This is a genomic window from Bacteriovorax sp. BSW11_IV, from assembly GCF_000447755.1.
In the GTDB taxonomy this organism is placed as follows: domain Bacteria; phylum Bdellovibrionota; class Bacteriovoracia; order Bacteriovoracales; family Bacteriovoracaceae; genus BSW11-IV.
The window spans coordinates 1-22073 of the sequence record NZ_AUNE01000018.1 but is presented as its reverse complement, the minus strand read 5'-3'; the positions used below and the strand labels follow the sequence as shown (position 1 = coordinate 22073).

The following is a 22073-nucleotide window of genomic DNA, read 5'->3' as shown; positions in this document are numbered from 1 at the left end:
CAACTTATAAACCGAGAGAACTCCAAAGATTTACATAATCTTGGTGCCCACGGCTCTTTTTCCCCATAGCGCAGATTGCTCTTTTCATTGAAATTGACTCTTGCATTTGCACTAGGTTTCTAATTGGTGGCGTGATGTTAAATGATTGAGCTAGCTCTTCCATGCGCTGTCTTTCAATCTTTCTTCTTGGGTTAACCATAGAAGGAATGATTGCAAACTCAAGTCCTGGGTTCTCAGTTTCTTTGATGATTTCAAATGTATCCATCAACTCTTCTAGACCGTCGATTGAGTAGTCTTGTGCTTGAGTTGGGATAAGGATTTTATTTGATGCCACTAAAGACATAATAAGCTCATCACCAAGCATTGGAGGAGTATCGATTACAACGTAATCAAACATACCTTGAGCGTGTACTAATCTCTTTCTAAGAAGACGCTCTTTTCTTCCTGCTTCTTTTCTAATCTCACCCTCTGAAAGGATAAGAAGTTTAGAAAGGTTGGCCATATGTCTTGAAGATGGAATTAATGTAATATTCTTATGAAATTTTTCGCTTCCTTCAGAAGGAACCATAACTTCTTCAATAGCTACATCACCGATCAACCACTCAGGAATGAGTGTTCTGTGAATGTGTACATTGAATGTAGATGATAGGTTTGCCTGTGAATCGAGATCGATAACTAGGACTTTGTTCCCCTTGTTAGCAAGGTGACAAGCTAGTTGATAGCACTGCATTGTTTTACCAACACCGCCTTTATTATTGGCAACTGTGATAACTTCCATGAATCACTCCTTAATATAGATCGTCCGAGATCTAGTATGCGATATAAAAAGTGTAGGACCATTTCGCACGGTTCGTCAAAATTTTCCCTTAAAAATTTTTGTCTTTTTAACAAGTTGGCCCAGTGCAGGACCTTGATCATGGTCAAACTCTCCTGGCCGGTCCGATGATATACTTATTCTCAAGTTTAACGCATCTCGACGAGCCTAGACATAACCCAAAAAAAAGTATTAATTAGGCCCTACGATACAAATATTTAAAGAGGTTACGAATGATCAATTCAATGGACGTACTCGAACTTAAAGAAAAAATGGATAAAGGTGAAACAGTTGTTCTTATCGATTGTCGCGAACAAGACGAATGGGATGCTGGACATATTCCAGGAGCAAAGTTTGTTCCTCTGAGCCGCTTTCAAGAACTTTACTCATCAGAACTTCCTGCTGATAAAAATGCACAAATCATTATGCAATGTCGTTCTGGAAAAAGAAGTTTGAATGCTTGTATGTTTCTTCAAGGTGAAGGTTACGAAGATCTTATCAACCTTGAAGGTGGAATTCTTGCTTGGCAAGAAAATGGTTTTCCCATCGAAGAATAAGGATATAAAAATATGTTAGATCTTTTTAATGAAAAAGATGATCACCTTCCTTTAATTTCAAAAGAAGAACTTTCTGATGAACAAGTTCTAGTAGAACTAAGAGCATTAAAAGAAGAATTAAAAGATAAGGTTGTGGTGCTTGGTCACCACTACCAACAAGACGACGTTATTGAGTTTGCTGACGTTACTGGGGATTCATTAAAGCTTGCCCAAGACGCTGCGAAACTTGATAAGCCTTATATCGTATTTTGCGGTGTTCACTTCATGGCCGAGACTGCTGACATGCTTACAACTCATGAGCAAAAAGTTATTCTGCCAGATATGAAGGCCGGCTGTTCAATGGCCGACATGGCCAATCGTACAGAGATCGACAAGGCATGGACTTTTCTTACGAAATCAACAAAAGAAAAGATTGTTCCCATTACATACATTAACTGTGCTGCAACTTTAAAGGCCTTTGTTGGTGATAATGGCGGGTCAATCTGTACTTCTTCAAATGCACGTCAAATAATTGAATGGGCCTTCAGTGAAGGTGAAAAACTTCTATTTTTTCCAGACCAACACTTAGGGCGCAATACATGTTTTGACATGGGAATTCCCCTTGAAGACATGGTTGTTTACAATCCAAATATGCTTAATGGTGGATTAACTTCTGAGCAAGTTGATAAAGCAAAAGTTATTCTTTGGTATGGCTATTGTTCAGTACACCAAGGTTTTTCAGCTGCTCAAGTAAAGCAAATCAAAAAAGATTCACCAGAGACAACTGTTATTGTTCACCCAGAGTGTTCATTTGATGTTGTTCAAGCTGCTGATGATAACGGTTCAACTGCTTATATCATCAACAAGATCAAAGCTGCGCCAGCAGGTTCAAAATTTGCTGTCGGTACAGAGATCAATCTTGTGAATAGACTTGCCAAGGAATTTCCAGACAAAGAAATTTCATCACTATCTCCTTACCAGTGTCTATGTACGACAATGTATCGCGTGAGACCGAGATGGCTTCTTGCCAGTTTCCGCGCAATAAAGGAAGATAAACCTATAAATGTTATTAATGTAGATGAGAAGACAACGAAGTCTTCACTCATTGCACTTAATAAGATGTTGGAACTAAGTCGATAGAAAAGAGAGAGAGAGGGACTATGATTTACGCCGACTACAATGGAAGTGCTCCAATTTGCACAGATGTGAAGGATTACCTAATTGAACGTCTTAAAAAAGACGGACCTTACTCAAATCCAAACGCTATTCATTACTTGGGAAATAAAGTTCTTATGGGAATGGAGAACGCGAGAAGTATTTGCGCAAAGGTTTTAGGTGCAGATTACAATCAAATTATTTTTAATTCTGGGGCGACAGAAGGAATCAGTACGGCATTCCATTCTTGCCTTGATGGAGCTCTTGAAAAAGGGAAAAAGGCCATCATCATTTCTGGAATTGAACACTCAGCAGTTGTGAATACTGGGAAGTATTGGGTAGAAAAAGGATTTGAAATGAAGATCCTTCCAACACTATCTAACGGTGTTGTCGATGTTAACGCTCTTGAGTCTTGGCTAGCAGACTTTGGTGACAAGCTTGCTCTTGTTGCTATTATGGCCGCTAACAACGAAACAGGTGTTATTCAACCCTACGAGAAGATTTCTGAACTTTGTAACAAACACAACGTTCCTTATCTTTGCGATACAACTCAATTTGTAGGAAAAACACTTTTTAACTTCAAAAAAAGTGGTGCAGATTTCGCTCTACTTTCTGGTCATAAGATTGGTGCCCTGACAGGGACAGGAATTTTAATGGCAAAAAATCCTTGTTCTGTGAAACCCCTAATTATTGGTGGTGGACAGGAAAAAGGACATAGAGGTGGAACTCAAAACTATATTGGTAATGAGACACTAGCTGTTGCCCTTAAAAACTTTGAAAAGAATCTTGATAAGATTGAGGCCCTTAATAGCAAAAGAATTGAATTTGAGGCCGAAATTAAAAGAAGATTTCCTGATGTAGTTATTTTAGGAGAAGATGCTCCAAGACTAGCAAGCTCAACATATATTGCTTACCCTGGAATTCACGGTCAAGCAGTTCAAATTGAGTTAGAAAGTCAGGATATTTTCGTTACAACATCATCTGCATGCTCTGACAATGAGCCAGTAACTTCTAAAGTATTGAAAGCTATGGGAGTAACTGACAGCGTTGGTCGTGGAGTAGTTAGAATATCACTGGGACTTTGTTCCCCTCTTGAATATTATGATCAAATCTTAGAAGCTTTAAGTAAGTCATATGAAAAACTTGCTAAAATAAAAAGCTACTAATAAATGAAAATAACCAAATTGTTTTTTATAATGGCGCTCCTTTTTGGGAGCGCTTCTTGTTCTAGGGACAAATATTCGAATGAAACGTTTTCTTATCCTGATTGGAAAGAAAATGACCGCCCTGAATATGCCTTTAAGAAGCTCGTCTTTGCTTCGACCAATAGCTTTTTAGGAAAAAATGAAGGAGTCACCGAACTTGTGGCGAAATCACGCGTTCTAAGAATCGGTGGATTTGAAACTTTACAATTCTATGTGAATACTCTCAGAGAGAAGTACAGTTCAGAATTAATCTTGCTTGATGGTGGTTATCTTCTTGGCAAAGAGGACAAAGAAAAAACTCTAGAGAGTTATAAGTCTCTTGGTCACGATGCTATTCTTTATACAGAAAATGAATTAAGTGATTTTGATATCACCAATTCAATACCTCTTCCCTTTGTGGCCAGTAATATAATGGATATTGCGACAGGAAAGAATAAAGAGGGCGCAAACCTAGCTCCCTACAGAGTTATTGAAAAAAATGGCATTCGTGTTGGTATTATTGGAACAACGACATTTAAAAAAGGAATCCAATTTAACGGCATCTACTTTGAAGATCCTGTTCTCAGTTTTTTGAAAGCAAAGAAAGAGCTAAAAGAGCAGAAGGTGGACATTACGGTTCTCCTTGTCCATTCACAAACTGAATGCTCCCCACTTCCAAGTGATGAAGAACATCATATAGCTGGGGTCATAGAATGTGCTGATAGTAGTGCTGATTTAGAAAAAATTATCTCTCGTCTACCAACGGGTTCTGTTGATCTTATTATTGGAGGCGATGCCTTTAATTTAAATCAAAATATTAGTGGTATTCCAGTTCTTCAAAATCAAGGACAAGGAATGTATATCAGTCTTGCAAAAGTATATGTGGACGCCGTTAGTAAAAAGATTGTTCCTGAAAAAACAAAAATTTTGAATCCAGTGAAAACATGTTCACAGTTTTTTGCAAAAACATCCGATTGCCATATTTCTCATGATGCCTCTCGCCTTCATAAAATTAATGCCATTAAAGAAGACAAATTTAAAATGAAGTTGGCAAAGTTTTTAGGAAAAAGAATTCCTCTATAAACAAACGAGTATCTTATTTTCGTCACAATATGTTTTAAGGCCAGGCCTACAGTATCCCGCAGGGCTATCTGCAATACAAAGATCATCCCTATCAGTTCCAGTGAACTCAAATCCTCTTAGACAAGCTGGCTCTCCTTTGTCTCCACAATAGCTTGGAGCACAGAACTTCGTTCCGCCCTGCTTGCAATTGTAATCAACAACTTCATACCAACCATTAGGACATTTATCACACTCATTTGGGCCTGTATCCACGCAGCCTTTTGAAACTTTATGACAAAGAACTGACTTCTCATCGACATACTTTCCAGAGATATCTTTGAAGATTGTACGAGGATCTTTTCTAAAGGAAGCTCCTCGTAAAAAAGAACTTCTCGCCACATTGCCATAGCGTTTAAATTCACGGGCCCCTTTGATTTCGAGGAGAGGAACCGCTATTTTCATTTTTTGCTTATCTTTTTCATAGAGAAGATAAAACGTGAAAGCATCACCTGAACCAAGTGCAATATGACGATTTTCCACTTCTTTGAAGAAAATCATCACATCTTGTACATCTGTAAGCTTATGAATGAGCACTCCGTTAAAGTGATCACAGGCTCCACCACTTTGCCTCAATTCAATAGTTCCCAAATTATCGTAAGGGACTTTATAAGTTAGACAATATTTTTTATCTCCAACTTCAAAACGAGCAAGAGTTACCCATGTGTTTGGCGGTTTTACAATTGCCGAATGATTAAGAGAGTCAGTCAGTTCTGTGACAAATTTACTTGCAAGATAAATACGATTAAAAAGTACATCAGAAAAACTCGAGGCTTCTTTTGCAACAGTCATTTGAAAAGATAGAAGAAATAAAAAAAGGAGTGATAAGATTTTATTCATTTACTCTCCTCATACAACGAAATCCAACTTCAATATCGTTTTGATCGTCAATTTCATCTTTATATTTTCCAAAATCAAAGGCCTGAAAATCAAAGTGTTCCCCACTCCAAAATCCACGAATGCCAACTTCGTGAACGCGTGAGACAATACTGAAATACTTACTAGACAAAATTAAATTTTTTGTAGGATCGACTTTATTTTGAACATACTCAAAACTTCCTCCCATCACTTCAAACAGTCCAATCCATGAATTTGAAAGAGTTGAAGAATGCTTAAATGGTACGATTGCTTTACATTCTTTTGAATAGACTTTATCGCATTCCTCTTTCGTCATTTTAGAATCTTTTGACTTCCATTTTTTAAATATAAAATTCTGAAGATTACTTCTATTCCACGGGAATCGGCTTCTATTTAAAAAAGGCGAGCGTGGATTCTCATAATCACCAGGATGAAAGACGGCCGCATCGTAAACCATTGCACTAAGAACTTCTTTACCGTGATCAAAACAAAAATCATGCATTTGATTTTTATTTAAAAAAGTAGCTGCCTCGAAATCATCTTTTTTAGGAATCGAAATATTCTTTTTTAATAATTCATTCCATCTTCTCACCTCGCCAACATTGACGAGATGTCTATCAATGAAAATATGGCGATTGAAATTATCCCACTCCCAAACCTTTGACTGCTCTCTTGAGTTTAGGCCATAAAGTCTTTGAGGAAGATAAGTTTCTTTACAAGTATCAAGTAGGTACAATGACCTCTCAACGCTTAGACCTTGAAGTTCAACTAAAAAATTAAACTGATATTCAGTCCCGCCTTCACTATTGAGAGGATTTCGACTCAAGAGCATTTGATATTTCTTTGTAGATTTTCTAATTTTCACGCCGTTAAATTCACCTAAGTTTGAATTTTCTAACAAGCATGAAAAATAATCCGGGTTACACTGAAGAAAACTTTCGTGAAAAGATTTTCCTTCCCAAGATTTTTGACAAATTTTCTCGGCCTCAGATTTTGGAATAAGAGTTCTCCCCTCGCTCCACATTGTTTGGGCCTTTTTTGAGAAATCGATGAACGCTCTCGAAGTGTCTGCACTCCATTTTTCATTGATAGTGGGGACATTTTGCCTCCAGTTTTTGAGGAATAAAACGCCCATAAGCACTAATGACATTGTAATAATGACAATTATCTTAGTTCTTCTGTCTGTTACCCAGATTTTTTTCCCCATAAACCCCTTTTAGTATTAGAATTATATATAGATATTGCCCCTTTGTAACGGGGCAAATGCCTTTTGATTTTCTGAGGAGAACAATCTATGGACTGGATTGAAAAAGCTGAAAATATTCAGGGGCCGCATGGCCAAACTCTCTCTTTTTACGACTACATGGAACTCTTTGAGAGAATGCCTCAAAAAGAATGTCGTCCTACATACGAATATCTACTTAATATGGTTGATCACTTTGGCAAAGATGATCAAGGCCATTACAAACTTTTCCAAAAAGAACATCCTGACTCTCCTGCAGTTTTCGGACAACTAAAAACGCAAGAGGCCATTGTAGATAACTTAAAAAATTTCAAAGAAGAAGGTTTCAATAACAAATTTATTCTTCTTGTTGGACCAAATGGATCAGCGAAAAGCTCCCTAGTACGAAAGCTCATGAAAGGTGCTGAAGAATATTCTCATACAGATGAAGGAGCACTCTATACTTTTAGTTGGGTCTTCCCAATTGATAATTACATAAAAGGTAATTTAGGTCTAACTCATCAACAAACAACAAAAGAGATGAAAACTTTTGCTTATCTTGAAGATAAAGACATTAGTGCAATTATAAGTTCAGAACTTAAAGATCATCCTCTTCTGCTTATTCCACGAGAGCATAGACAAGAAGTTTTCGAAGAAACTTTCAGAAATGATTCAAAACAACTAGATCTTGTGCAACGCTCATATCTTTTTAAGGGAGATCTTTCGAAGAGAAATCGTATGATCTACGATGCTCTTCTTAGAAATTACAAAGGCAAACATAGCGAAGTTTTAAAACATATTCGCGTTGAACGCTTTATGATTTCTAAGCGCTATTCGAGTGGAGCTGTTACAATTGAACCTCAACTCCACGTCGATGCCAGACTGCAACAAATCACTATGGATAAGAGACTTGGAATGCTTCCTCCAAGTCTTCAGTCTCTAAATTTGTATTCAATTCAGGGTGAAGTTGTATATGCAAATAGAGGTATTCTTGAATATTCAGATCTTCTAAAAAGACCTTTGGATACTTACAAATATCTTCTTCAAACAATGGAAACAAAAGATATTAATCTCGGAGGAATACTTACAGAGCTTGATATTTTCTTTGTGGGAACATCAAATGAAATCCACTTAGCTGCGTTTAAGCAGCACCCAGATTTCAATTCATTTAAAGGTCGCTTTAACTTTGTGCGTGTACCATATCTTCTAAACTATAAGCAAGAAATGGAAATTTACGAACATCAAGTGAAGGGGCTTATGGACAAGAGTAATTTCGAGCCATACGCTCTTAAGGCCCTATGTCTATTTGCGATTATGACTCGACTTCGCTCGCCAATGGGCAAACACTATAAAGATAATAAACTTACTGCTATTGTGACATCACTTAGCCCCCTTGAGAAAACTCATCTCTATTCAGATGGTAGACTCCCAAATAGACTTGATATTGAAAGTAAGCAAATTCTTAAACATGGAGTTGATGAACTTCAAAACGAGTTTGAATTTGAAAATCTTTACGAGGGAAAATTCGGGATATCGCCTCGTGATATTAAAAATGTAATTTATAGATTATCTAGTATTTATAATAATATTACATTTGTAGAAGTATTAGAGTATCTCGAAAGACTCATTCAGAAAAAGAATGATTATGATTTTTTGAATATGACTCCACATGGGGACTATCACAATCCGACAAAGTTTCTCGAACTGATTAAAACAGAAATGCTAGATATTTTTGACAGAGACTTAAGATCAAGTCTTGGCCTTGTTGATGACAGAAGCTACGAAGACTATTTAAAGCGCTACATTGAGAACGTTAATGCTCTTATTAAGGGCGAGAAAATCAAAAATACTATTACTGGCAAATTTGAGGAGTGTGACGAATATTTTATTCGTGAATTTGAATCTAATATCAATCTAAAAGAAAACGCAGATAACTTCAGATCATATTTAATTTCAAAGCTTGGGGCCTATTATCTGGATAACCCAGGGACTTCAATTGTCTACAAGACAGTTTTTCCTGACGTTGTGAACAGACTACAAGAATCATTTAGAAACGAGCAGAAAAAGGCGATCCAAGAGATCTCTAAGCACCTGGTTTTCTTTGAGGCTGAGCGCAGTGAGGCCAACACCCACAGTAGAGAGATGATTTCTGAAGATGCAAAAGAACAAATTAAGACTGTGCTACAGAACCTAACTGACAAATATGGATATTCACAAAACGGTGCACTTCAGCTAATAAAGTTCATTATTAAAGAACGTTATTAGATAGAGATCATGAGCATAGTAAAAAAGCATTTTGGGACAGAGGTCTATACGGCCACATATGAAGTCGAGGAAGAGCAGGAATCCATGCGCCTCGACCAATTTATGCAAATCTATCTGTCCTCTTGGTCTCGCCAAAACGTTAAAAAGAAAATCACAGATGGAAGTATCATAATCGAAGGTCGCCCTGGTAAGCAGAGGCCTTCGACTTTAGTTCACTATAAAGAGCATATTACTATCGTGATCAAAGATGATGGCCATGAAGATGAGTTTTGGGATGGCGAGAAATTAGAATTAGATAAAAGTCCGGAGATTGTATTTGAAGATGATGAACTTATCGTTATCTCAAAACCGCCGTACATGTCCACTCACCCAACGGGTAAACATCTTTTTAACTGTGCGACAGTTGTTTACGAAAACCGCGATGGCAAAACGATTCACTCTGTACACAGACTTGATCGTGAGACTTCGGGAATATTGGTTCTTGGAAAAAATCCTAAAATTTCAAATATCATGGGTGAACACTTTATCAATGATCGCGTGAGAAAGTGCTACTTCTTTATTGCTATCGCCAATGATGAATATAACGGAGATATGGAATTTGAATCGAATGAACGACTTGGATCATTTGAAAAACGTGGCCTAAAGCGCGTTCTCATTCTTCACTATCCTGAAGATTCAACAGAAGGTAAACACGCTCGCACTCTTTTTAAAGTTGTTCACAGAGAAGGTAAATACGTTATGGGACTTGCTTTTCCTCAAACGGGAAGACAGCACCAGATTCGCGTGCATGCCATGGTTAGAGGACTTCCACTTTTGGGAGACAAACTCTATCTTGGAAATTTTAAAATGTTTCAACGCTTTAAAGATTTGTTGGCGTCTACAGAAGATCACGAACTTATGCAGATTTCTCGTCACGCTCTTCACGCCATTTCAATTAAAATTCCATATAAAAATGGCGAGCGCATTTTTAAATCTCATATTCCTAAAGATTTAGAACATTGGCTTGTCACCCATACTTCAATTAGTATGGATGACCTTCACGAAAGATTATTTGCGGGAATTGATGATTACTTTAACAGAGATTCTAAGTGATTATAAACGCCTTGTGGCCCTGCGTTTTCTTCGCCTGTTAAAACTACTGATGGCTCATAATTTAATTTTTTAAGAACTTCTTTGATATTAGAAACCCCTACTGTGTGAGGCAGGTCTTTAAACATTGATTCATCATTCATGGAATCCCCAAAGAAAATCGTCTGCTCTAGCGAGTATTCTTTGTAGTATTTTTTCATAAACTCAGAAACTGATTTATATTTTGAAATCTCACCACACCAGAAATTTAAGTGAACATTAGACTGTGAATAGTTCACATTTTCTTTGTCCATAAATGTCTTAATATCTTTCATGCGATCGACATCGATCATAAGATCAGAAAGTTCAATTGCTCTATCAGTAAGTCTTCCTAAAGAGTCGGCCGATAGCTCAAGGCCTTTAAATTTTTTAAGAAGCGACTTTGTGAAATTTTGTAATCTCGTCACTTCTTTTTCATCGACATAGAGTTCTTTAGCAATAACCCCATCTTGTTTTCTCTTTACAAGAACACCGCCACCTTCACAGATTACGTGCTTTAGCTGGGGAAAGTGAGTCAAAAGAAAATGACCCCATGAAATTGATCTGCCCGTCACGATCACAAGAGGAATCTTGTGGTCTGATAGTAAGTTTAAAATTTCAAAGAATTTCACCGTTAAATCAGTATGAGAAGTTAGCGTGCCATCGAAATCAGAAAAAACAACTCTAGGAATCATATTGGCCTTGATAAAAAGGCCCAGGACTTTCCCCCGGGCCATTTTGAATTTAGTTCATTGGGAACGATACACCAAATACAAATGCAGTGTATGAATCTTTCAGATCAACCTGAACTTCTGCCATACCCATTAGGTGTTGGTAACCTTCAACAGGAATGTTTCCATTGATACCAAGGTTTGCAGAAAGAGTGCTTGAATAAGTCTTCTCGTCAGAGTTAAGACTTAAACCAACAGGTAGTGAAAGGTATGGAAATGCTTCCTTACCCCAGAAGTTGAAACCTTTTGAAACCATAGGTGCAACACTGAAGATATTTTTTCTTTCACCGAATTCTTTTGTGTTTTCGAATTGGGCCTTAACGCTTACACGTGGTTGATCCATGAAGTCTGGAAATAGTTCGTAGTCACTTGAAACGAAAATACGTCCATCTCTTTGACCACCACTTAGTCCAAGACCAGCATCAAGAGTCAACATCTGATTCATTTTATATGTATAGCGCACTTGTGCACCAACACCACCACCATCTGAAGTTACTCCTGTAGCTTCAGTAGAGATCAGTTTTTTGTCTGACATTAGAGGGAAACTTGAATACCCCATCCCCACACCAAAGGCCTGAGTAGCAGCAAGTAAGCAAGTCGCAATAGAAACAAGTTTTGTTTTCTTCATTTTTCCACCTTCCTTGGGACGACGAAGATTAATGTATAACACCCTATATTCTATATCTTTGACGCGGTAAACGTCAAAATATTCAGTAAAATTCGCCCCGCATCACCAACTTTTTCAACTTCTTAATTGACTCTCCCCCTAAAAGACCGTATAAATCTCCTTACGAAAATCAATGGTGGCTGTGGCGCAGTCGGTAGCGCAGTAGATTGTGATTCTATTGGTCGTGGGTTCGAGTCCCATCAGCCACCCCATTCAATTTTCATAATGATCTCTTCGGAGTGACTTATATTAAGGCTCAGTTAACCCACTGGGCCTTTTTTTTTGGAGGCAGCATCTGCAGGAGCAGATGATGCCGAACAACTTCGAGTGAAGCAGGATGCGAAACGAGAACTCCTCATCAACTAATACACCATTCATTTCTGAGCATAAAACTTCTCGCCGCCACCTTGTATGGAAATAGAAGCTCGATAAATGAGGTAACGTCCTGCTAAATTTCTCAAATAAGGCACTCTCAAAGCTTGCACCATTAACAACTCATATATACCTAGAGAGCGATTCTCTGTTGGGCCATTAACCCACAACATTTTAGCAGTGAGTGGTTCTGGAACAGTTGTCACTTTCAAAAAACTCAAGCGACAATCTTTTTTCATTTTTGTTTTTATCTTATTAAAAGCAATTAACTCTTCTGCCCAATCTTTTTCTAAAGGAAAAGACGCTTTCATAAATTCGCTATAAAGATTATCGCTATACCAAAAATCATGAGCGTGATGACAAAGGCCAATTTTATAGAAATCTTCATTCGCAAAACTTTTTTCAAATTCAACAATTTGAGGCATTAAGTTTAAAAGCCCCCATGCTGTCCCACTTACTCTAATTGCTCTTTCACTCTCTTTAGAGTTAAGCCAATCAATCATATTATTGGCCACTCGATAACCAATCATCGTCTCTGTAGAGTAAATCAACTCAGCAACTTTTAGATAATCTCTTTTCATTTGGTCATTATTTTCTGATTTCTCTAATTGCTTCTTGGCAACTTTAGACAAATGAATAATTTTAGATGAACTATTGAGTGAAGTTGAAAAGAATTCTGAACTATCCCAATAATCGAATCGATTAAGCTCGTTTAAAAAATCTTCTCTTATGAGCTTATTATTTTTATCAAACAAGCTGTTGATAAATATTGAGGCATTTTGACTTTCATGACTTCTTTTAAAATAATTTAAACTTAGGGCCTCATCTTTAAATTTTTTTTCAATTTTCTTATATTGGCCAATCTTCCAATTATTATATTTTTCAATTTGATTATGAATTGAAAAAATAGATAGAACGAAAACGATACATGAAAGACTTCCATAGAAAAGTAAATCACTTCTCAATTTTTTATACATGATGCTTTTATACATTAAATTGGATTCAACAGCTTCACCAAGGCGGGCGACGGCCATTTCTTCACTTAAACCTTCTTCGACCATCATGTCGTAAATATGATCGAAAATCTCTTTACGAATTCTATATCTGAAAAATGGTGACCATATCCCTTTTAATGACTCTCTTAGATATATCTTAGTTTTGACATGCATAAGAAATCCCACTAGCTACAAGTTGATCAACAAATTCTTTAAAAGCAGTCCACTCTTTCTTTTTGTCTTCGAGACGTTTCAAACCTGCTTTTGTAATTTTATAGTATTTTCTTTTTCTTCCGTTATCCGATTTCCTCTCACTTGACTTAATATACCCCTCAAACTCAAGGCCGTGCAAAAGTGGATAAAGAGTTCCCTCTTTCATTTTAAAAACACCATTAGAAGAATCATCTAAGGTTTTAATAATCTCATATCCATACATTTCTTTTTCACTCAATGTACTGAGGATAATTGTGATGAGATTCCCTTTAATTAGTTCTTTATTAAATTCCATATATACCTCGTATATCTATGTATCGGACATCTAGGTATATTCTAAAATCAATTTGAGATAATTCCAGTGATTGCAGATAGTTCCGCTTTCTCGATCGAGGTCATTTCCATATCACTCCCTTTATTCATGTCAGTATCTATGGCCCCAGGGTTAACTGAGAAAACAGCTATGCCCTTTTTTGAAAGTTCGATTAGTGCTGCTTGAGTGGCTGAATAAAGGGCCGCTTTAGAAGCAGAATAGCCAGCAATAAAAGGGAAATTTGAGTAGGCAGCGATTGAAACAATATTTACCATTGCTGATGATTGACTCTTCCGTCTTCAATTTCAAGATTGGAAGTTTTCGAGCGAGATGTTGCGTAAACTTTCTCCGCTCCTTTTCTAAAAGAGTACTTTAAAACATAGAACCACAGCTTGCGGTATTCGGACATCATCCCAATCTTTCAATAATTTCCGTTATGTTATAAACTAATTGAGAACTTTAAATGAGAAGAACAATGCCAAATGACTACACAATTTCCTTAGAAGAGCTCAGTGATAAATTTATCGATGAATATCTAAAACTCATCAACGACCAGAAAGTTTCTGAAACAACAGAACCTGGAGAAGAACTAGAACCATTTTCAAGAGAGAAAGCGCTCCAGTGGCTTCAATCTTTAAAAGATAAAAATGATAGGGCCGATTTTGCAATAATTAAGAATTCGACAAATGAATTTGTTGGCGAAGTTGTTATTAATGAAATCAAAAATAATATCGGCAATATTCGTATTGCAATTCTTCCAAAGTTTTTTGATCAAGGTTTTGGTACTCAAGCAATGAAACTTGCAATTGATCATGGGTTCAAAAACCTTGAACTAAAAGTAATTACATTAAGTGTTTATGAAATCAATCCTCGCGGGATAAAGGTTTACAAACGATTAGGTTTTAAAGAGTTACGTAGAGAATTAGATGACAAATATATGGAAATTTTCATGGAACTTCATAAAAAAGACTGGGACCGCTAAGAAGATTGGATATTCTTTATTTAATCAATGCAACTGAATAGCATTAAAATACCCATTAAGAAGATCACTAAGATATTTATGATTTGAACTATTTTCAGAAGTTTTTACACCGAGCTGATAAGATAATTTATCGCTGTTAAACAGATAATATAAGACATTTCCACTTTTAGATTCATAGGTTATTTTGCTGGCAACAAGTCCATTAGATGTATTAATTCTTTCAACCTTAGGATTAAGTACATTTTCTTTGGTAAGATCATCAAGAAGCTGCTTTACACCATCTTGCTCTTGTTGGTCTTTATTTCTCTTTTTTATGGTAAGGAAAATATGATCATCGAGTGATGATCTCATTTTAAACATGGCCACGAATTTATTTTGAAAACTAAACTCTCTTATATCAAATTCTTTTTCATTAATTGGCATTGAAATCTGGTATTTGGCATTGAAATACTTGGAGATTCCATTCTCCATAATGACTTCACTGCGATAAGGTAGAAATAGGAAAGAGCTTAGAAATAAGACAAACAGCAGTAGTAGCGTATGGATTTTGTTCGACCAGTCAAATTTCCAACTTCTACTTTCTTGCTTGGAAGATGTCTTAATAAAGCTTCGCACCCAAAAAATTGTGACAATAAGACTCAGTATTAATACAGCATAATGCATGAGCACTGTTGAGCTAAATCCATCTTTTCCTAAGCTCGATATTTGAATTACGTGATGAGTTGGCAAGGCCCTCGCAATGTATCCAACATAGTCATTTGTTGACGCAAGTATTTCAGGTAAAAAAAGTGTCAACATTAGAATTGTTCCAATACCACTTAGTGCGGCCACAGAAGGACAAATTAGTCCTACAACCATTCCAAATAAACAAATGATCAAGGCCCCAATAGGAACGGATAATAATGTATGAATAATCGATACTTCACTGAAGTGTAATGAGAAAATTAAAGCTAATGAAATTAAAATCGTTAATGAAAATGTCAAAAACAGCTTTCCAAATAATATCTCGTTGTAACTTGCTGGAGAAACTAATAATGCTTCAAGAGTTCTCTTGTCTTTTTCTTCAGTTACAATAAAAGAAGTCAAAGTAAATCCAATCATAACGAGCGACATAGAAAAGGTCATAACCCACAAAGGCCTTGAAATCGCAAATGACATAAATATATTAATTCCAACAGTAATCCCAACAATGATAAGAGTCTGAGGATTTCGGAAAGTTTCTTTTAAATCTCTCTTTATAATGGCGCGAAGAATATATGCTCTCATTTAAGCTCCCCTTGCCCATTTTTTACGAGGGACAAGAAGACATCCTTCATGGAAGCTTCTTTTGTATGCAGAGACACTACTTTTTTAGTTTTGTGAATATTTCCAATTTTTACAAATACATCACTATCATCCATAGGAAAAGTCTCGCAAATTTCTTTTCCCTCTTCATCGAAATAAGTTATTTCAATTTCATTTTTTCCAAACTCTTTCTTCAATTTTTTCGGAGACCCTGTTGCGACAATTTTTCCACCATTAATAAAAGCTATTTCATCACATAGTGAATCAACTTCCTCCATATCATGACTTGTCAGAAAAATTGTCGTCCCTAACTCTTTCATCTGGTTGATGAAATTATGAACCTCTAGGGCCGATTCAGGATCTATGCCACTAGTTGGTTCATCTAGAAAGAGCAATTGTGGTGCATGTAATATTGAACGAGCAAGAAGAACTCTTTGCTTTAATCCTTTAGACAAACTGGCCACTTTTGCATCACTCTTTTCATTAAGAGATAATGCATCAATAATCTCGTTCGTTTTACTTTTGTCGACATTATACAGCTGTCTGAAAAAATCAATATTTTCCCAAACGCTTAGATGCTCATATAAATTTTGGGCCTCTGCTACAACCCCAATTAATTGATGAATCTTTTTGATATCTTTACAGACATCAAGATTGAGAATAAAAATTTCTCCTTCTGAAAAAGATAGTCTTCCAGTCATGGCCTTAATAATTGTTGTTTTTCCCGCACCATTAGGTCCAAGAAGTCCAAAGACAGTGCCCCTTCTTACTGACAATTCAACATTGTTCACTGCTAGGAATGAATTAAAGGTCTTACTGAAGTTTTTAATCTCAATTACGTTATTCATTTCGTTGTTAAAAATCTATCCTTCCTAATGCAATCTCGCCCCGTTTGGAACTTCTTTATCCAGATTAAACAGAACAATATTATTATTTGTATCTGAAAATCCCATGACAAGAACTTCAGACATAAACTTCCCGATTTGTCTTGGAGGGAAGTTCACTACGGCCAAAACCTTTTTCCCAATCAGACTTTCTTTTGAATAATGGACTGTTATTTGTGCACTAGACTTTTTGACTCCAACACCTTTGCCAAAATCGATTTTCAATTTATAACTTGGATTTTTGGCCTCAGGAAAGTCGAGGGCTTCAATAACTTCACCGATTCTCATATCAACGTCTAAAAACTGATTAAAGCTAATCTCTGCTGCAGAACCACTTTCGGAACTAAAATCTATGTGCATAGCATACCCATCTTTCTTTTGTATGTAATTTAAGCGATTTCATTATCAGCTCTATTATTTTAGAGCTTCTTCTATTTCTATAAGCTTCGCCTGATACTTTTGAACTAGATCATTGTTCGATTGAAATTCAAGAAGCTTAATTTCATTTTCGAGTATAGAAATGGCCCGTTCTAATAATATGTTTCGTATTTCTTTAGTATTAAGATCATCATACTTATTGGAAAATTTGTAAATAAAATCTGAAACGACTAATGCCTTTGATAATGTATTTAGGTTTTTCTGATCTATAAAATCATTCAATAGTCCCTCGGCCCGATCAAAATCAGAGTTGGCAAACATAACTTCAATCAAAAAAAGCTTTTCATCAGCTGTAGCATCCTCAGAATTCCAAGAATCATATTGATTTAGAAAATCGTTATATACTTCTCTGTCCTCAAAAGTAGTTAGAACGACTTTTCGAACATTTTCAGCATTGGGAGACAAACCTTTAGGAATACCTCCATCGAATTTATATTCAACAGAGTTCTTTATTATTTTTTTGTTAGAATTATTCTGCTGAGACTGGGATGTGGTAGGAAGAGATATGTCATTATTAGAAACTAATAATTTCTCTATAGACGAGACTTTTGATAGACCTTGTGCCTCTTTAAAAGAGTTTCTTAAAAAGACAGCAAGGCCAGCAATAAGACAAAATATAAAAACAAATAAATTTTTCAATGACCTATTTTACCTTACCAATTTCCACATTCTGAACGCCCGCCTGTACAACTATTCCACTCGTAGCGTCCAGTAGATGAACAAGCAAATGAACCAATATATCTACCACCTGGTCTAATATTGGCTGCAGTACATGTTCTCCCACCATCTGTCTTTTGTATACAAGATTTCAAATATACTTCTTGGTTACATACATTACGATATACTAAATCTAATGAACTAGAGCGATGATTTCAATTAGCCAATTAACAAAAAAAGAATTGTAAAAAGAACATATAAAAATGATGAAGAATAAAATTTTCTTAATCTTAGAGCATCTTTCAGTCTTTGTAGATCAAGATTCCTTCATCTTGACTCATCAACAAATTAGGAGCAACCTCTAGAAGCAATAACTAAGGAATAACAATGATTGAAATGCTAGTAGGCCTTAACGTCACAAATGATGAAGACTATACAAACTACAGAAAAGAAATGACTCCCATCCTTAATTCTATTGGTGGTGGTTTTGGATATGATTTCAAAATAGCGGAAGTTCTTAAAACAGAATCGGAAAATAAAATTAACCGCGTTTTTACGATTTTCTTTCCGAGCGAAGAAGAAATGAATAATTTCTTCGCAGGTAAGAAGTATATTGAAATTAAAGAAAAGTATTTTGCTCATTCTGTTGCGGCCACGACAATTATGGCCACATACAATAGAGGTTAATCTTTTATTTAAGGCCCTCTAATTTTAGAAGGGCCTCTTTTATCTTCACTCCTCCGGCATATCCAGAGAGTTCCCCACTCTTACCGATAACTCTATGGCAAGGAACAACAATACTTAAAGGGTTTTTTCCATTTGCTGAGCCCACGGCCCTAACCGCTTTAGGTCTTTTAACTTTTATTGCAAGTTCTGAGTAATTAATCGTCTTGCCGTATGGAATATTACAAAGCTCACGCCACACTTCTTTTTGAAAAGTAGTTCCTTCATAAAAGATAGGAAGATCAAATTCTTTTCTTTTTCCCGCCAGATATTCATCAATTTGCTTCTTGGCCTTCTTTATTAGGATAGCTTCTTTAGTGCGAGAATCTAATGAGACAAATGAGACAGGGGCCTTAGTCCAAAATATTCTTGTAATATAGTCACTCGTTGCACTTATAAAGATTGTTCCAATAGTCGTTTCGCATTTCATTTGTACTTCATTCATTTAGATAACCTCTCTCCAAGATCGCGCCATATATGATGACATAAGTATGAGCGCACACCGTCCCATTCTCTTTGATTAACAAGTTTTCTATCAATGGCCCTTTTTATAAAGAGATCCGTATCAGCAAAGGCATTCACATCCCCCAGGCACCTCATGGCCATAAGTTCAGCACTCCACTTGCCGATACCTTTGATTTCAAGAAGTTTTTTCTTCGTTTGCTCAATATCCTTTAGATAGGAAAGCTCTATTTCTTTTTCTACAATTTTTTTAGATAAATCGCGAATGGCATGGGTCTTTACTTTAGTGACACCAATTTTTTCAATTTCAGCATTCATTAAAACGTCAGGGTATGGAAATAAAATCACTTCATCGTTATTAAGATTATTTTCAACTTTATTGCCAAATGCTCTTACCAGTTCTTCAAATTTCTTTTTTGCCTGCTTAGTTGAAACAAGCTGCCCTAGAATTATAGAGACTGCTATTTCATAAGAATCAAAATGTGAAACAACTCTTAGACTTCTTTCTTTCATTTTATTCGTTGGAATGAAACTAGGATTGTGATCAACATCCAAGAGTCTCTTAATGCGAGGAAGCTGTATCTTAACGTCTGTCAAAGCGAGGTTTGTCATCTCCAAAAGAATAACTTCTCTCTTAGAATCAAAACTCACAGCAATTAGACCAAGTTCACCTTCTTCATTTAAGAGGTAGCGAGAATAGGTGCCATCTTTTACGACCTCGACACCAAAACTAAGATGCTTATCTAAATAATGAATGACATAGTCCCAATCATAGGGCCTTCTAACATGCAGTTCAAATTTTAAATCATTGTCATTTCTCGAAAAACTTTTGTCTTCTTTTCTCATTGTTGAAGGGTTTATTTGATAAAGGTCTTTGAAGGCCTCATTAAATCTTCGCAATGAATTAAACCCAACAGCAAAAGCAATTTCAGTTATAGGACGATTGGTTTCAAGAAGAAACTTTTTAGCAAGATGCAGCCTTCTCGAATTAAGAACGTGTATTGGAGTTGCACCAAGATATTCTGTAAATAGCCTTCTAAGATGTCTTGAAGAAATATGCAGTAGATCAGAGAGCTCTTCTAGACTTGTATCTTCACCAGACTCTATATAATCAAGGGCCTTAGATACTAGCGCATATTTTTCATCAAAACTCTTCTGACCCGGATACATATCTGGGCGGCATCTCTTACAAGGTCTATAGTGATGACCTTCGGCTTCGGAATGACTTCTAAAAATGATGATATTTTCAGGTTTGGGTCTTGCTGGACAGACTGGGCGGCAATATATCTTGGTTGTTTTCACACCAAAATAAAAGCGCCCGTCATATCTGGGATCACGTCTCGCAATGATTTGTTTAAGTTCTTTATCACTAAGTTCTAACATAATCCCACTATAGAACACTTTTAGAGTTCAAACTAGCGATATTCGGACATTACTATTTTAACTCTTTTAAGATCACAGAGTTTTCAGTTCTTTCCTTATAATTTGTATGAACGTCAGCAAAAACGATTTTGCCATTTTTAACGATGAAAACACCAGGATGGGCAACAATATGGTGCTTTTCCCCAGAATCTCCCTCAACATCAATTTTGTAGGCAGATTTATACTTTTCAACAAGTTCATCATCTAGCTTATTTGCAATTTTAAATGCCATAAGTGAACTTGCTTTAGGATCACTTACAACTTCAAAACTATAATCTCTTTTCTTCTTCATTTTTTTGGCAACAGAATCCTTATCCACACTAATGGCAACAAGAGTCGTTTTCTTATCAAGCTTTGGCACAACCTCAGATTGAATAGAATCAAGTTGCTTCATACAGTATGGGCACCAAGAGCCTCTGTAGAATACTAGAACATAATTCTTTGTATTATCGACTAAGTTCAACTTCTTACCTGAAATGGTTTTCAATTCTTTAACTGGAGTATTGGCGCCAACCTTAACTCCTTCAATGTCGTTTCCGGCATAAGTAGAAATGCCAATTAAGGCAAATAATATCAATCCTATTTTTTTAAACATAATTCACTCCTTTTTAAGATTATATCCTTGAACTCATTTTTCTGTGTATTATCTTTTTGTAATTTTTTTGCTAAGAATTAAGATATGAAGAAAATTTTAGTCATCGGAACATCTGGTAGCGGGAAATCAACTTTTGCAAATAAGCTTTCAAAAAAGTTAAGTATCCCTCATTTCCAGTTAGATGCCCTGCAATTCAAAGACAATTGGGAAATTAAAGAAGATTCTGAATTCTTTAGCGCCATTGAAAACTCATTGAAAAATGATTCTTGGATTATTGATGGAAACTATGGGCGAACCCATCACCTCACATGGCCAAAGGCCGATACTGTGATATGGATCGACCTCCCATTGTGGTTGACTCTTTATCAAAATTTTTCAAGATCATTTAAAAGGGCGCTAACAAAAGAAATCATCTGGGAAGGCCTCAATAATAGAGAAAGCTTTAAGATGCTTTTCTCTAAAGAGTCCGTTACCCTTTGGGCATTAAAAACCTATAAAACGAATAGAGAACGTTACACTCACAGAATGAGTGACCCAAAACTTTCTCATATTAAATTTCATCACTTAAAATCCAGACGAGATATAAGAAACTTTCTTCAAAAAATTAATCGTGAAGCCCTTTGCCAGCAAGAATCATAGGTGTGCATTTTTCAACACGTGCTTCAATGGTTTTTGATTGTTTCGCCGAAGAAAAGTAAATATAGTAGGCCCTTTGTCTTCCTCGGGTGAGGGCATTAAAGGCCTTCTTCAAAGCAGCATTTTTGCTTGTGGCCTTTTTAAATTCTGATGGCATTTCAAATTTTGTTTTATCAACTTCTACTTTTAAACCGGCCTTTTCGTTTTTAATGGCCTCTTTAATATATTTTTTGATAATGCTTTTTCTCTTTGTAACTTCATCAACATTTTCAAAACGAATCTGGCGTCCAGATTCTGTATTTTCACCAGTTTTTACAAGAATATTATTTGAATCTTTTAAAAGTGCACCTTTAAAGAAAAGAAGTGCGCAGTATTTCTTAAAGGCCTGAATAACAACGACATTTCCACCTTCAAATGAATAACAGGGTTTTCCCCAACT

The 22073-nt window shown here is 36.1% G+C and carries 27 protein-coding genes and 1 tRNA gene; 10 read left to right on the top strand and 18 right to left on the bottom strand.

Features of this window, described 5'->3' with window-relative positions; translation table 11 throughout:
• Window positions 1-4: 4 nt before the first annotated feature.
• On the bottom strand, window positions 5-778 hold the full coding sequence (locus tag M899_RS05765; protein ID WP_021270459.1) for a ParA family protein: 774 nt from the start codon (window positions 776-778) through the stop codon (window positions 5-7).
• Window positions 779-1047: 269 nt separating this feature from the next.
• Here M899_RS05765 and M899_RS05760 point away from each other — a divergent pair, with 269 nt between their 5' ends.
• From M899_RS05760 to M899_RS05745, 4 genes are read left to right on the top strand one after another with little or no spacing between them, the layout of a single operon-like run.
• The gene (locus tag M899_RS05760) at window positions 1048-1371 is read left to right on the top strand and encodes a rhodanese-like domain-containing protein (RefSeq protein WP_021270472.1); all 324 of its coding nucleotides are present in this window, start codon (window positions 1048-1050) and stop codon (window positions 1369-1371) included.
• Between the two features lie 12 nt (window positions 1372-1383).
• Window positions 1384-2490 (top strand): quinolinate synthase NadA, encoded by a 1107-nt coding sequence (gene nadA / locus M899_RS05755; RefSeq protein WP_021270460.1) that lies wholly within the window; start codon window positions 1384-1386, stop codon window positions 2488-2490.
• A gap of 20 nt (window positions 2491-2510) precedes the next feature.
• Window positions 2511-3671: a cysteine desulfurase family protein gene (locus M899_RS05750; protein ID WP_021270485.1), complete on the top strand. Its 1161-nt coding sequence runs from the start codon at window positions 2511-2513 to the stop codon at window positions 3669-3671.
• 3 nt (window positions 3672-3674) lie between these two features.
• On the top strand, window positions 3675-4772 hold the full coding sequence (locus tag M899_RS05745; RefSeq protein ID WP_155897105.1) for a hypothetical protein: 1098 nt from the start codon (window positions 3675-3677) through the stop codon (window positions 4770-4772).
• Here the strand turns inward: M899_RS05745 and M899_RS05740 are convergent.
• Together M899_RS05740 and M899_RS05735 are read right to left on the bottom strand one after the other, a co-directional pair.
• Window positions 4767-5648, bottom strand: a complete 882-nt coding sequence (locus tag M899_RS05740; RefSeq protein ID WP_021270456.1) for a hypothetical protein — start codon at window positions 5646-5648, stop codon at window positions 4767-4769. The genes M899_RS05745 and M899_RS05740 overlap by 6 nt on opposite strands.
• Window positions 5641-6873: a hypothetical protein gene (locus tag M899_RS05735; RefSeq protein WP_021270478.1), complete on the bottom strand. Its 1233-nt coding sequence runs from the start codon at window positions 6871-6873 to the stop codon at window positions 5641-5643. Before M899_RS05735 ends, M899_RS05740 begins: the two co-directional genes overlap by 8 nt.
• Before the next feature lie 87 nt (window positions 6874-6960).
• On the opposite strand from M899_RS05735, the gene M899_RS05730 reads away from it, so the two are divergent.
• Both M899_RS05730 and M899_RS05725 read left to right on the top strand, forming a co-directional pair.
• The gene (locus M899_RS05730; RefSeq protein WP_021270475.1) at window positions 6961-9153 is read left to right on the top strand and encodes a serine protein kinase PrkA; all 2193 of its coding nucleotides are present in this window, start codon (window positions 6961-6963) and stop codon (window positions 9151-9153) included.
• 9 nt (window positions 9154-9162) lie between these two features.
• Entirely contained in the window at window positions 9163-10245 is a 1083-nt protein-coding gene (locus tag M899_RS05725) for an RluA family pseudouridine synthase (RefSeq protein WP_021270482.1), read from the top strand.
• On the opposite strand, the gene M899_RS05720 is transcribed toward M899_RS05725, so the two are convergent.
• Both M899_RS05720 and M899_RS05715 read right to left on the bottom strand, forming a co-directional pair.
• A complete protein-coding gene (locus M899_RS05720) occupies window positions 10221-10997 on the bottom strand; it encodes an HAD family hydrolase (protein ID WP_021270474.1) in 777 nt (258 codons plus the stop codon). The genes M899_RS05725 and M899_RS05720 overlap by 25 nt on opposite strands.
• A gap of 7 nt (window positions 10998-11004) precedes the next feature.
• On the bottom strand, window positions 11005-11619 hold the full coding sequence (locus M899_RS05715; protein ID WP_021270487.1) for a hypothetical protein: 615 nt from the start codon (window positions 11617-11619) through the stop codon (window positions 11005-11007).
• Window positions 11620-11794: 175 nt separating this feature from the next.
• On the opposite strand from M899_RS05715, the gene M899_RS05710 reads away from it, so the two are divergent.
• Window positions 11795-11870 (top strand) — tRNA-His (locus tag M899_RS05710).
• 162 nt (window positions 11871-12032) lie between these two features.
• Here the strand turns inward: M899_RS05710 and M899_RS05705 are convergent.
• The 4 genes from M899_RS05705 to M899_RS18340 are packed head-to-tail and all read right to left on the bottom strand — an operon-like array spanning window position 12033 to window position 13960.
• Entirely contained in the window at window positions 12033-13199 is a 1167-nt protein-coding gene (locus tag M899_RS05705) for a hypothetical protein (RefSeq protein WP_021270484.1), read from the bottom strand.
• Entirely contained in the window at window positions 13183-13533 is a 351-nt protein-coding gene (locus M899_RS05700; protein ID WP_021270463.1) for a PadR family transcriptional regulator, read from the bottom strand. Before M899_RS05700 ends, M899_RS05705 begins: the two co-directional genes overlap by 17 nt.
• Window positions 13534-13580: 47 nt before the next feature.
• A complete protein-coding gene (locus M899_RS05695) occupies window positions 13581-13826 on the bottom strand; it encodes an SDR family NAD(P)-dependent oxidoreductase (protein ID WP_021270470.1) in 246 nt (81 codons plus the stop codon).
• Window positions 13820-13960, bottom strand: a complete 141-nt coding sequence (locus M899_RS18340) for a hypothetical protein (RefSeq protein ID WP_155897103.1) — start codon at window positions 13958-13960, stop codon at window positions 13820-13822. The genes M899_RS05695 and M899_RS18340 overlap by 7 nt, the downstream gene beginning before the upstream one ends.
• A gap of 54 nt (window positions 13961-14014) precedes the next feature.
• Here M899_RS18340 and M899_RS05690 point away from each other — a divergent pair, with 54 nt between their 5' ends.
• Window positions 14015-14533: a GNAT family N-acetyltransferase gene (locus M899_RS05690; RefSeq protein WP_081653746.1), complete on the top strand. Its 519-nt coding sequence runs from the start codon at window positions 14015-14017 to the stop codon at window positions 14531-14533.
• A 24-nt stretch (window positions 14534-14557) separates the two neighbouring features.
• Here the strand turns inward: M899_RS05690 and M899_RS05685 are convergent, their stop codons facing one another.
• Genes M899_RS05685 through M899_RS18335 form a run of 5 tightly spaced genes read right to left on the bottom strand, consistent with a single transcriptional unit; the run spans window position 14558 to window position 17951 of the window.
• On the bottom strand, window positions 14558-15799 hold the full coding sequence (locus tag M899_RS05685; RefSeq protein WP_021270479.1) for an ABC transporter permease: 1242 nt from the start codon (window positions 15797-15799) through the stop codon (window positions 14558-14560).
• Complete coding sequence (locus M899_RS05680) at window positions 15796-16665, bottom strand: ABC transporter ATP-binding protein (protein WP_021270471.1); 870 nt, start codon at window positions 16663-16665, stop codon at window positions 15796-15798. Before M899_RS05680 ends, M899_RS05685 begins: the two co-directional genes overlap by 4 nt.
• Window positions 16666-16689: 24 nt before the next feature.
• Window positions 16690-17061, bottom strand: coding sequence for a tRNA-binding protein (locus M899_RS05675; RefSeq protein ID WP_021270480.1), 372 nt, complete (start codon window positions 17059-17061; stop codon window positions 16690-16692).
• 54 nt (window positions 17062-17115) lie between these two features.
• The gene (locus M899_RS05670; protein ID WP_021270464.1) at window positions 17116-17778 is read right to left on the bottom strand and encodes a hypothetical protein; all 663 of its coding nucleotides are present in this window, start codon (window positions 17776-17778) and stop codon (window positions 17116-17118) included.
• Window positions 17779-17792: 14 nt separating this feature from the next.
• A complete protein-coding gene (locus M899_RS18335; RefSeq protein WP_021270483.1) occupies window positions 17793-17951 on the bottom strand; it encodes a hypothetical protein in 159 nt (52 codons plus the stop codon).
• A gap of 232 nt (window positions 17952-18183) precedes the next feature.
• Between M899_RS18335 and M899_RS05665 the strand changes: the two genes are divergently transcribed.
• Window positions 18184-18483, top strand: a complete 300-nt coding sequence (locus tag M899_RS05665) for a DUF1330 domain-containing protein (protein WP_021270458.1) — start codon at window positions 18184-18186, stop codon at window positions 18481-18483.
• 4 nt (window positions 18484-18487) lie between these two features.
• On the opposite strand, the gene M899_RS05660 is transcribed toward M899_RS05665, so the two are convergent.
• From M899_RS05660 to M899_RS05650, 3 genes are read right to left on the bottom strand one after another with little or no spacing between them, the layout of a single operon-like run.
• Entirely contained in the window at window positions 18488-18964 is a 477-nt protein-coding gene (locus M899_RS05660; RefSeq protein WP_021270461.1) for a methylated-DNA--[protein]-cysteine S-methyltransferase, read from the bottom strand.
• On the bottom strand, window positions 18961-20364 hold the full coding sequence (locus M899_RS17565) for a DNA-3-methyladenine glycosylase 2 family protein (RefSeq protein ID WP_052610317.1): 1404 nt from the start codon (window positions 20362-20364) through the stop codon (window positions 18961-18963). The genes M899_RS05660 and M899_RS17565 overlap by 4 nt, the downstream gene beginning before the upstream one ends.
• Before the next feature lie 52 nt (window positions 20365-20416).
• Window positions 20417-20998 carry a redoxin domain-containing protein gene (locus M899_RS05650; RefSeq protein ID WP_021270454.1) on the bottom strand — a complete coding sequence of 194 codons (582 nt, stop codon included), beginning with the start codon at window positions 20996-20998 and terminating at the stop codon, window positions 20417-20419.
• Between the two features lie 84 nt (window positions 20999-21082).
• Here M899_RS05650 and M899_RS05645 point away from each other — a divergent pair, with 84 nt between their 5' ends.
• Entirely contained in the window at window positions 21083-21637 is a 555-nt protein-coding gene (locus M899_RS05645) for an ATPase AAA (protein WP_021270469.1), read from the top strand.
• On the opposite strand, the gene M899_RS05640 is transcribed toward M899_RS05645, so the two are convergent.
• A partial coding sequence (locus tag M899_RS05640) for a YdeI/OmpD-associated family protein (protein WP_021270465.1) occupies window positions 21603-22073 on the bottom strand: 471 nt, incomplete at its 5' end. The two genes, M899_RS05645 and M899_RS05640, sit on opposite strands and share 35 nt — an antisense overlap.

What these genes read in the sequence shown, in the direction of transcription:
- M899_RS05765 (WP_021270459.1), bottom strand. Translation starts at nt 778, where the DNA reads ATGGAAGTTATCACAGTTGCCAATAATAAAGGCGGTGTTGGTAAAACA.
- M899_RS05760 (WP_021270472.1), top strand. Translation starts at nt 1,048, where the DNA reads ATGATCAATTCAATGGACGTACTCGAACTTAAAGAAAAAATGGATAAA.
- nadA (WP_021270460.1), top strand. Translation starts at nt 1,384, where the DNA reads ATGTTAGATCTTTTTAATGAAAAAGATGATCACCTTCCTTTAATTTCA.
- M899_RS05750 (WP_021270485.1), top strand. Translation starts at nt 2,511, where the DNA reads ATGATTTACGCCGACTACAATGGAAGTGCTCCAATTTGCACAGATGTG.
- M899_RS05745 (WP_155897105.1), top strand. Translation starts at nt 3,675, where the DNA reads ATGAAAATAACCAAATTGTTTTTTATAATGGCGCTCCTTTTTGGGAGC.
- M899_RS05740 (WP_021270456.1), bottom strand. Translation starts at nt 5,648, where the DNA reads ATGAATAAAATCTTATCACTCCTTTTTTTATTTCTTCTATCTTTTCAA.
- M899_RS05735 (WP_021270478.1), bottom strand. Translation starts at nt 6,873, where the DNA reads ATGGGGAAAAAAATCTGGGTAACAGACAGAAGAACTAAGATAATTGTC.
- M899_RS05730 (WP_021270475.1), top strand. Translation starts at nt 6,961, where the DNA reads ATGGACTGGATTGAAAAAGCTGAAAATATTCAGGGGCCGCATGGCCAA.
- M899_RS05725 (WP_021270482.1), top strand. Translation starts at nt 9,163, where the DNA reads ATGAGCATAGTAAAAAAGCATTTTGGGACAGAGGTCTATACGGCCACA.
- M899_RS05720 (WP_021270474.1), bottom strand. Translation starts at nt 10,997, where the DNA reads ATGGCCCGGGGGAAAGTCCTGGGCCTTTTTATCAAGGCCAATATGATT.
- M899_RS05715 (WP_021270487.1), bottom strand. Translation starts at nt 11,619, where the DNA reads ATGAAGAAAACAAAACTTGTTTCTATTGCGACTTGCTTACTTGCTGCT.
- M899_RS05705 (WP_021270484.1), bottom strand. Translation starts at nt 13,199, where the DNA reads ATGCATGTCAAAACTAAGATATATCTAAGAGAGTCATTAAAAGGGATA.
- M899_RS05700 (WP_021270463.1), bottom strand. Translation starts at nt 13,533, where the DNA reads ATGGAATTTAATAAAGAACTAATTAAAGGGAATCTCATCACAATTATC.
- M899_RS05695 (WP_021270470.1), bottom strand. Translation starts at nt 13,826, where the DNA reads ATGGTAAATATTGTTTCAATCGCTGCCTACTCAAATTTCCCTTTTATT.
- M899_RS18340 (WP_155897103.1), bottom strand. Translation starts at nt 13,960, where the DNA reads ATGTCCGAATACCGCAAGCTGTGGTTCTATGTTTTAAAGTACTCTTTT.
- M899_RS05690 (WP_081653746.1), top strand. Translation starts at nt 14,015, where the DNA reads ATGAGAAGAACAATGCCAAATGACTACACAATTTCCTTAGAAGAGCTC.
- M899_RS05685 (WP_021270479.1), bottom strand. Translation starts at nt 15,799, where the DNA reads ATGAGAGCATATATTCTTCGCGCCATTATAAAGAGAGATTTAAAAGAA.
- M899_RS05680 (WP_021270471.1), bottom strand. Translation starts at nt 16,665, where the DNA reads ATGAATAACGTAATTGAGATTAAAAACTTCAGTAAGACCTTTAATTCA.
- M899_RS05675 (WP_021270480.1), bottom strand. Translation starts at nt 17,061, where the DNA reads ATGCACATAGATTTTAGTTCCGAAAGTGGTTCTGCAGCAGAGATTAGC.
- M899_RS05665 (WP_021270458.1), top strand. Translation starts at nt 18,184, where the DNA reads ATGATTGAAATGCTAGTAGGCCTTAACGTCACAAATGATGAAGACTAT.
- M899_RS05660 (WP_021270461.1), bottom strand. Translation starts at nt 18,964, where the DNA reads ATGAATGAAGTACAAATGAAATGCGAAACGACTATTGGAACAATCTTT.
- M899_RS17565 (WP_052610317.1), bottom strand. Translation starts at nt 20,364, where the DNA reads ATGTTAGAACTTAGTGATAAAGAACTTAAACAAATCATTGCGAGACGT.
- M899_RS05650 (WP_021270454.1), bottom strand. Translation starts at nt 20,998, where the DNA reads ATGTTTAAAAAAATAGGATTGATATTATTTGCCTTAATTGGCATTTCT.
- M899_RS05645 (WP_021270469.1), top strand. Translation starts at nt 21,083, where the DNA reads ATGAAGAAAATTTTAGTCATCGGAACATCTGGTAGCGGGAAATCAACT.